General features: G+C 71.1%; 11 protein-coding genes. 6 read left to right on the forward strand and 5 right to left on the reverse strand.

Features of this window, described 5'->3' with window-relative positions:
* Window positions 1-154 precede the first annotated feature (154 nt).
* Window positions 155-874, forward strand: a complete 720-nt coding sequence (locus ABZE72_RS13905; RefSeq protein WP_372729627.1) for a GntR family transcriptional regulator — start codon at window positions 155-157, stop codon at window positions 872-874.
* Here ABZE72_RS13905 and ABZE72_RS13910 read toward each other — a convergent pair.
* Complete coding sequence (locus tag ABZE72_RS13910) at window positions 840-1,205, reverse strand: hypothetical protein (RefSeq protein ID WP_372729628.1); 366 nt, start codon at window positions 1,203-1,205, stop codon at window positions 840-842. The two genes, ABZE72_RS13905 and ABZE72_RS13910, sit on opposite strands and share 35 nt — an antisense overlap.
* Window positions 1,206-1,277: 72 nt before the next feature.
* On the opposite strand from ABZE72_RS13910, the gene ABZE72_RS13915 reads away from it, so the two are divergent.
* From ABZE72_RS13915 to ABZE72_RS13925, 3 genes are read left to right on the forward strand one after another with little or no spacing between them, the layout of a single operon-like run.
* Window positions 1,278-2,018 (forward strand): copper homeostasis protein CutC, encoded by a 741-nt coding sequence (locus ABZE72_RS13915; RefSeq protein WP_372729629.1) that lies wholly within the window; start codon window positions 1,278-1,280, stop codon window positions 2,016-2,018.
* Window positions 2,015-2,299: a DUF4031 domain-containing protein gene (locus ABZE72_RS13920; protein ID WP_372729630.1), complete on the forward strand. Its 285-nt coding sequence runs from the start codon at window positions 2,015-2,017 to the stop codon at window positions 2,297-2,299. The genes ABZE72_RS13915 and ABZE72_RS13920 overlap by 4 nt, the downstream gene beginning before the upstream one ends.
* Before the next feature lie 36 nt (window positions 2,300-2,335).
* Window positions 2,336-3,769, forward strand: coding sequence for an APC family permease (locus ABZE72_RS13925; protein ID WP_372729631.1), 1,434 nt, complete (start codon window positions 2,336-2,338; stop codon window positions 3,767-3,769).
* A 105-nt stretch (window positions 3,770-3,874) separates the two neighbouring features.
* Here the strand turns inward: ABZE72_RS13925 and ABZE72_RS13930 are convergent, their stop codons facing one another.
* Entirely contained in the window at window positions 3,875-4,474 is a 600-nt protein-coding gene (locus ABZE72_RS13930) for a hypothetical protein (RefSeq protein WP_372729632.1), read from the reverse strand.
* A gap of 40 nt (window positions 4,475-4,514) precedes the next feature.
* On the opposite strand from ABZE72_RS13930, the gene ABZE72_RS13935 reads away from it, so the two are divergent.
* A complete protein-coding gene (locus ABZE72_RS13935) occupies window positions 4,515-4,934 on the forward strand; it encodes a DUF2177 family protein (RefSeq protein ID WP_372729633.1) in 420 nt (139 codons plus the stop codon).
* On the opposite strand, the gene ABZE72_RS13940 is transcribed toward ABZE72_RS13935, so the two are convergent.
* Together ABZE72_RS13940 and serA are read right to left on the reverse strand one after the other, a co-directional pair.
* On the reverse strand, window positions 4,891-5,811 hold the full coding sequence (locus tag ABZE72_RS13940) for an oxygenase MpaB family protein (protein ID WP_372729634.1): 921 nt from the start codon (window positions 5,809-5,811) through the stop codon (window positions 4,891-4,893). The genes ABZE72_RS13935 and ABZE72_RS13940 overlap by 44 nt on opposite strands.
* A 70-nt stretch (window positions 5,812-5,881) precedes the next feature.
* Window positions 5,882-7,081, reverse strand: coding sequence for a phosphoglycerate dehydrogenase (gene serA / locus ABZE72_RS13945; protein WP_372729635.1), 1,200 nt, complete (start codon window positions 7,079-7,081; stop codon window positions 5,882-5,884).
* Between the two features lie 306 nt (window positions 7,082-7,387).
* Between serA and ABZE72_RS13950 the strand changes: the two genes are divergently transcribed.
* Window positions 7,388-7,774 (forward strand): hypothetical protein, encoded by a 387-nt coding sequence (locus ABZE72_RS13950; protein WP_372729636.1) that lies wholly within the window; start codon window positions 7,388-7,390, stop codon window positions 7,772-7,774.
* A gap of 85 nt (window positions 7,775-7,859) precedes the next feature.
* On the opposite strand, the gene ABZE72_RS13955 is transcribed toward ABZE72_RS13950, so the two are convergent.
* On the reverse strand, window positions 7,860-8,198 hold a 339-nt coding region (locus ABZE72_RS13955), incomplete at its 5' end, for an HNH endonuclease signature motif containing protein (RefSeq protein ID WP_372729637.1).

Consider the following 8,198-nt stretch of genomic DNA (forward strand, 5'->3'; position numbering starts at 1 on the left):
ACGCTAGCACGAGATCGAACACCTGTTCGAGAAGCGCCGCGGTGGGTGGGCCAGACCCGTACGGGTGGTGCGCCCTGGCCGATCGGGTGCACTTGGTGTGACGTGTTGCGATTCCCGGGACGCGTGGGTGAGATCCCCCCTACAGTCGCCCGTTGTGAACGATGTGTTGCTTTCCGACGGGCGTGGGCTCAAGCACGTCCAGGTGCGCGAGTACGTGCGCGGCCTCGTCGCCGGCGCCGAGCCTGGTGCCCCGGCCCCCTCCGAACGCGAGCTCGTCCACCGCTTCGGCGTCGCCCGGATGACCGTGCGTCAGGCCATGGACGCCCTGGTCGTCGAGGGTCTGCTCGAGCGCGTCCCGGGTCGCGGCACCTTCGTCGCCCGACCTCGTCGTTCCGCCACCCGACTGACCAGCTTCACCGAGGACATGAACCGTCGCGGGCTCCTTCCGGAGTCCCAGACCCTGCTCGCTCGTCGGGAGCAGGCCGGCCCCGGGGTGGCGCGCGCGCTGAGCCTCTCCGAGGGTGACGCGGTGATCCACTGGCGGCGCCTGCGTCGCGCCGACGGCAGCCCGATGTGCATCGAGGACGCCTACCTCAACGAGATCCTGATCCCCGGCTTCCTGCAGGCCGGCATGCCGACCAGCCTGTACGACGCCCTGGCCGGTCGCGGGCTCCGGCCCACCTGGGCCGAGGACTCCATCACCGCCGACGCCGCCAACGCCGAGGAGGCCGAACTCCTCGAGATCACCCCCGGCACGCCGGTGCTGCGCCACTCGCGCCGCGGCCTGGCCGGCGAGAAGGTGATCGAGGTGTCGCGCTCGGTCTACCGCGCCGACCGGTTCACGCTGTGGGTCCAGCTCGGCCAGGAGAGCTGAGCCTCCCCAGCTCCGCCACTGCCTGACCCGTCTCCTCGCACACCCACACCGGGTCCGGTCCGCCGAGGTCCGGCTGGATGTAGAGCGCGTGCGCCGGGCCCTCCTGGCAGTCCAGGCACAGTGGCCACCGTCCGGCTGTCGACAGCAGGGCGTCCTGCACGTCCTGGGCGACCAGCCCGGCCACGTAGATGACGCCGTCCGGCCACTGCTCGGCCCACCACTGCCGGTCCGAGACGGCCGTCTCCAGTGCCGACACCGCCGCGGGGGTGGCGTGTTGACGGGCCTCCAGGTCGGCGAGCACCCGGGCGCGGGCCTCGAAGAGCAACGACATGTCCACACCCCCATTGTGCGCGCCGCACAAGGGCTCCCCGATCCGACGCCCCCGAGGTCCTACAGTCGGACCATGGGCGTACCGCTCCTCGAGGTGACCGTGTTCCACCCGCACGACGTGCCGGGTGCCCAGGAGGGCGGCGCCGACCGGCTCTACCTGCGGGGCTCCGCGACCCCGGACGCGGTCTCGCCCGAACCCGTGCTCGTCTCCTCGGTGGCCCGGGAGACCGACCTGCCGGTCTTCGTGCTGCTGCGGCTCAACGACACCTGGACCACCACCGGCGGCGAGCTCACCCGGTTGACCGGTCTGGCCGAGAGCTACCTCGGGGCCGGGGCCGCCGGCGTCTGTTTCGGCTTCCTGGACGGCAACCTCGAGATCGACGTGGAGGTCAGCGCACACCTGGCCGGCACCCTGCCCGGCGTGCCGTGGATCTTCCACCGGGCCGTCGACGCGACCCTGGACCCGCGACGCTCGTGGCGGTCCCTGGTGGGCCTGCCCGGCCTGGTCGGCGTGCACTCGGCCGGGTCGCCCCAGGGCCTCGAGGTCGGGTACGACGACCTGCTCGCCATGGCCGAGGCGGACCCACGGGTCGCGGCGCTGATGGTGCCCGGCGGAGGCCTGCTGGCCGAGCACGTGCCGTGGCTGGTCCGGGCCGGTGTCTCCCAGTTCCAGGTCGGTCGCCAGGTCCGGCCGGGGGCGTCGTACAAGGCGTACGTCGACGCGGGCCATGTCCGCTCGTGGCGGTTGCTGCTGGACAGCACGGCCGCCCGTGCCATGCGGTCCGGGGCGATGGGGTCCGCGGACGCGGGATGACCATCCTGATCGACCCGCCGAACGCGGCGGGCCACGGACGGCTGTGGTCGCACCTGGCCAGCGACACGTCGTACGACGAGCTGCACGCGTTCGCGCGGACGCTCGGCATCCCCGAGCGCGGTTTCGACCGGGACCACTACGACGTGCCGTCGGAGTGGTACGACCGGGTGGTGGCCGCGGGGGCGCTGCCGGTCACCTCGCGGGAGCTCGTCGGGCGCCTGGTGGGGGCCGGTCTGCGGCGCCGCAAGGGGGCGGGTTTTCCCGACGAAACCGCCGGGTAGGACCGGGGAAGTTCCCGAGCCTCGAAGGCGGTTGTGATGGCAAACTCGGTAGCCGAACTCGACGACGAGGCGGTCCCCCCTGATCTCGACGGTGACCTGAAGCGGTCGATCACCGGTCCTCTCCTCTTCTTCTACGTGCTGGGCGACGTGCTCGGCTCGGGCATCTACGTGCTGATCGGCCTGGTCGCCGGCGCGGTGGGCGGGGCGTTCTGGATCGCCTTCGCCGTCGGTGTCACGATCGCCACGATCACCGGTCTGGCCTACGCCGAGCTCGTCACCAAGTACCCCCGTGCCGCCGGTGCGGCGCTCTACGTCAACAAGGCGTTCGGGAATCGGCCGCTCACCTTCCTGATCACGGTCTGCATGCTGTCGGCGAGCTTCGCGGCGGCCGGGTCGCTGGCGACCGGCTTCTCGGCGTACTTCGACGAGATCTGGTCGCTGCCGCCGGCGCTGCTGGTGGCCACGCTGTTCATCGTCGTCCTGGCGGTGGTCAACTTCATCGGGATCACCGAGTCAGTGGTGACGAACATGGTGATGACGTTCGTCGAGATCGCCGGTCTGCTGATCATCATGCTCATCGGTGTCCTCTACGTGGCCCAGGGCAAGGCGGACTTCGGGACCCTGACGACCTTCGAGGCCGAGGGCAGCCCGATCTTCGCGATCGTGGCCGGGGTGGCGCTGGCGTTCTTCGCGATGACCGGTTTCGAGAACGCCGCGAACGTGGCCGAGGAGACGATCAACCCGGCGAAGAACTTCCCGCGGGCGCTGGTCGGTGGCATGGCGGCCGCCGGCGTCATCTACGTGCTGGTCGCGATGACGTCGGCGCTGACCGTCCCGCTCGGCACGCTGGCCGACTCCGACGCCGCCCTGCTCGAGGTCGTCAAGGCCGGCATCCTGCCGGTCCCGGTCGGCGTGATGGCCATCCTGTTCGCGGTGATCGCGATGGTGGCGATCACCAACACCACGCTCGTCGCGATAGTCACCCAGTCCCGGATCCTCTACGGGATGGCGAACGAGGACGTCGTACCCGACGCGTTCGGGAAGCTGCACACCGCTCGGCGCAGCCCGTGGTTCGCGCTGGTGTTCGCGGCGATCGTGGTCTGCGGGCTGCTCGTCACCGGTTGGGCGTTGAGCCGCTTCACCGCCGTCGACGTGAACGTGATCGCGAGGCTTGCCACGGTCACGGTGGTCTTCACGCTCTTCATCTACGCCCTGGTGATCGTCTCGGCGCTCAAGCTGCGGGGCGACGACGAGGGCGAGGACACGTTCCTGGCGCCGACGCCGTTGCTGTACTTCGGGGTGGTCGCCAACGCCGTGCTGCTGGTCTACGTGGTCATCGACGACCCGGCCGCGCTCGCGTGGTGTGGCGGCCTGATGGTCGTCGGACTGGCGCTGTTCGTTCTCGAGCACTTCTTCGGCGACCGGGACCGCCCGGCCGGCCGTGCGCGCGGAGAGACGCTGGCCCGCTGACCTGCCAGTTGTGGTTGCTCCTGGGCCGCTGACCTGCCAGTTGTGGTTGGCGCGAGCAACCACAACTGGCAGGTGGGCGGTCTTTCGGCAACCACAAGTGGCAGGTCAGCGCTCTGCGGCGAGGTTGCGACGGGCGGCCGCCTCCCAGCGCTCTCGACCGTACGACGTGTGGAACAGCGTGGGTTTCGCCAGCAGGTCGTCCATGACCGCCGCCCGCCCGGCCCGGAACTCCGCGTCCGAGAGGTGGGCGTACTCCGCGCGCACCGCGGCGACGTACGACGCGTAGCGCTCCGGCTCCGACGCCAGCACCGCCAGGTCGGCGTCGCAGAGGGCGCACCCGTTCAGATCCTGGTCAGCCGGCCGGTGGGTCTCGGTCAACCGGACCAGCCGCGCCACCTCGGCCACCACCGGCGCGGCCACCCCCACCTCCGCCAGCGCCGCCTCGGCCCACGCCGCCGAGCGCTCCTCCGCACCCGGCTGCCCGTCGTACACCGCGTCGTGGAACCACGCCGCCAACCACACCGGCTCCACGTCGTACGACGCGCCGCCGAGCGCGAGCTCGTCGAGCCGCTCGCACACCTCGGCCAGGTGGACCCGGTCGTGGTACCCCCGCGACTCATCGCCGTAGGCGGCCAGCAGCTCGTCGCGCAGCCCGTCGGCGCCGGTCAAGGGCCACGCGAAGAAGAGCGTCGCGTTCACGTCCATGTCCCCGAGGCTAGAGGGCCGGGTGGGCATACTCGAGGACATGAACCTCTCCTCCTGGCTGAGCCAGTTCGTCGTGGCCGCGATCATCTTCTGCCTGATCGACTTCGTCTGGCTCGCCTTCGTCGGCAAGCAGCTCTACGACGACCGGATCGGCCACCTGCTCGCCGACAAGCCGAACGTCGGCGCAGCGGTGGTCTTCTACACGATCTTCGTGGCCGGACTGGTCTACTTCGTGGTCCATCCGGCGATCGCCGACGGGTCCCTGGCCAAGGCGCTCCTCGCGGGCGCGTTCTTCGGCTTCGTCACCTACGCGACCTGGGACCTGACCAACCTCTCGGTGCTCAAGGACTTCCCGGTCTCGATCGTGCCGATCGACATGGCCTGGGGCACCTTCCTGGCGATGTCGGTCAGCGGGGTCACCTACGCGATCGTCCAGGCGCTGCCGGACTGGGCGCGCTGACCCGCAGCCGCGCGACCTCTTCGCGCCCGGGGCTCATCGCCCAGCGGATCGTCCGGGTGGCGAGCGAGCCCAGCGTCCGGACCACGGTCCGCTCGGCGATCGGCAACAGCGGCAGTCCCAGCGGCCGACGGGTCCAGGCGGGCATCAGCCCGACCGCGCCGGCCATCAGCACGCCGTACGGCGCCCGCGCGAGCACCGGCAGCGGCGGCCGGAACAGCAGGTAGGCGATGGCCTCCCGGGCCTGGGGCGTCCCGCGCAGCTCGGGTCGGTACGCCGCCAGTGCCGCGGCCAGTTCGGCCTCGGTCGTCGGCGGGTCGAGCACCCCGAGGCGACGGGCCACCTCGGCGGCCTGGGCGACGTACTCGTCGCGGCCGGCCTGGTCGAGCGGCCGCGCGCCGTAGGTCTGGTGGGCGAGCAGGAAGCTGTCCACCTGCGCCACGTGCACCCAGCCGAGCAGGTGCGGGTCGGAGGCGGCGTACGGCGTCCCGTCGGGCATCACGCCGGTGATTCGGTGGTGGATCGAGCGCACCACGTCGACGGCCTGCTGGGCGTCGTCGGCGGTGCCGAAGGTGGTGACCGCGAGGAACCGACTGGTCCGCGCGAGCCGGCCCCACATGTCGCCCCGGAAGCCCGAGTGCTCGGAGACCGCGGTCATCGCGGCTGGGTGCAGGGTCTGCAGGAAGAGCGCGCGGATACCGCCGATGAACATCGAGGCGTCGCCGTGCACCCGCACGATCGCGCTGTCCGGGGCGAACCACCGCGGCCCGGGCGTGCCGTGGATCCGGTTGCGGTGCTCGGCCCCGTCCGGGCCGGCCACGCGCAGGAAGAGCGCGTGCCCGAGCCGCTCGCGCAGGCTGGTCCGGCCGTCGGGGGTCATGTCCCGAGCCTAGGCAGACGGTCGAAGCCCGCCGCGCCGATCGGCCCCGGTCAGTTCCGGTCAGCTCCGGTCAGCCGTGCAGGTGCCGCATCCGCAGGGTGTGCGGCATCGAGCGCAGCCGGTCGATCGCGGCCTGGCCGAGGGGAGCGGAGACGTCGGTGACGACGTACCCCTGGTGACCGCGGGTGGCCAGGGACTGGGCGAGCACGTTGGCCTCGATCTCGGCGAGCACCCGGTTGATCTCGGCGAGCACGCCGGGAACGTTCTCGTGCAGGTGAGCGAGCCGTACGACGCCCGGGGTCGGCGCGGCCTGGACGTTGGGCAGGTTGACCGAGAGGGCGGTGCTGCCGTCGTGCACGTAGGAGGCGAGCTTGCCGGCGACGAAGTGGCCGATCTCCTCCTGCGCCTCCTGGGTGGAGCCGCCGACGTGCGGGGTCAGGATGACGTTGGCGAGTCCGCGCAGCGGGGACTCGAACTCGTCGCCCTGGGCCTTGGGCTCGATCGGGAAGACGTCGAGGGCGGCGCCGGCGATGTGGCCCGACAGGATGTGCTCGCGCAGCGACTCGGTGTCGACGACCATGCCGCGGGCGGCGTTGATGAACAGCGAGCGCGGCTTCATCAGCGCGAAGTGCTCGGCGCCGAAGAAGCCGGCGTTGCCGGGGCGACCGTCCACGTGGAGGGAGACCACGTCGGCCTCGGCCAGGAGTTCCTCGAGGGAGTTCATCCGGCGGGCGTTGCCGTGGGCGAGCCGGTCGGTGACGTCGTAGAAGATCACCCGCAGGCCGACGGCCTCGGCGACCACGGAGAGCTGGGAGCCGATGTTGCCGTAGCCGACGATCCCGAGCGTGCGACCGCGGATCTCGTGGCTGCCGGCGGCGGACTTGTCCCAGACGCCGTCGTGCATCCGCTCGGTCTTCTCGACCAGTCGGCGGGCCAGCACGATGATCTCGCCGATGACGAGTTCGACCACGCTGCGAGTGTTGGAGTACGGCGCGTTGAAGACCGCGACCGTACGGCGGGCCGCCTCCTCGAGGTCCACCTGGTTGGTGCCGATGCAGAAGCAACCGATGGCCATCAGGTCGGGCGCAGAGGCCAGCACCCGGGGAGTGATCGTGGTGTTGGACCGGATGCCGAGCAGATCGATGCCGGGCAGGGCGTCGAGCAGCTCGTCCTCGCTCATCGACGCCGAGCGCAGGTCGACCTCGATCCCTGCCTTCTGGAGTCGGTCGACGGCGGAGGGGTGGATGTTCTCGAGCAGCAGGGCCTTCACGGGCGCAAGCCTAGAAGGTGATCAGGCGGTCACCGATTCGGCGACAGGCAGCGGACACTCTGTCCCTGCGCAGGCGGGGCCGACGCCGCAAGCCGGTGGCGGTCGCGACCGGCCGGGCGGATGATGCGGTCATCACCCCGACCCCTGACGCGTTCCGGGCCCTGGCGCGTAGTTCGCCGTGGCGCTGGAGGACGTTGCACGTCACCCATCGGGACGCTTGGGGCGCCACCGAGGCCTGGCTGCGGCGTCCCGGCGAACTGCTGGTGCGGTGTCAGGACGGGACCGCCCATCAGGTACGACGACCCCATGTGGCAGACCTATTCATGGGTGGCGATGCTGGATCCGGAGGAGCTCAGCCATCACGTGTCGGTGTCCGGGCTGCGCGAGGACACGGTCGCCGGACGGCCAGTGTGGCGGGCTCTCCTCGAGGCGCAGCCGGGTTACGCCAGGTGCGGGGGGAACTGTTGCGAGTTGCTCTACAGCGAGGCCAGCCTGCTCCGGGAGTACGCCGACGACCTGTCGCGAACCCCTGAGGATCTTCAGGGGCGGGTGTATCCCGACGGCTACGACGTCGCCCTCGACGTGCAGACCGGAGTCGTCGTCCGGTGTCTTCCGGTGGGGGTCGACGGACGGGCGCCGTGGCTGGAGGTGGACACCCACGCGGTGGATGCCGACCTCGATCACGTGTTCTGACGGTGTGGGGCCACCGGGTGCCGGACGGTGGTGGCGTGCCCGTGCCCGTGCCCCGCGGATCGTGGATCGGCGGGGTGGGGGGCGGTCAGGGTCTGCTGAGTGGTGGTGGCTCGGGTGGATGGTCCGGGGGTGGTCGCCGTTCTCGGCTGACGTCGGTGGTGCCGGTGGCATCGCGGAGGTAGGTGTAGCCGTGCGGGCTGTTCCACAGGAACGAGCCGGGATCGAGGCGGGTGTAGCGCCATCGGCCGTGGGTCTTGAGCCGGTGGTGGCTGCGGCACAGCGGGGCGATGTTGTCGGAGGTTGTGCTGCCGCCGGCGTTGTAGGGCTGGAGGTGGTCGCTGTCGCAGGACCGGGCGGACCGGGTGCACCACGGGAACACGCAGGTCGGGTTGAGCAGAACGGACTGTTCGCGGATCCGGTCGGG

Origin of the sequence: Nocardioides sp., from assembly GCF_041600255.1 — a bacterium.
Lineage (GTDB): Bacteria > Actinomycetota > Actinomycetes > Propionibacteriales > Nocardioidaceae > Nocardioides.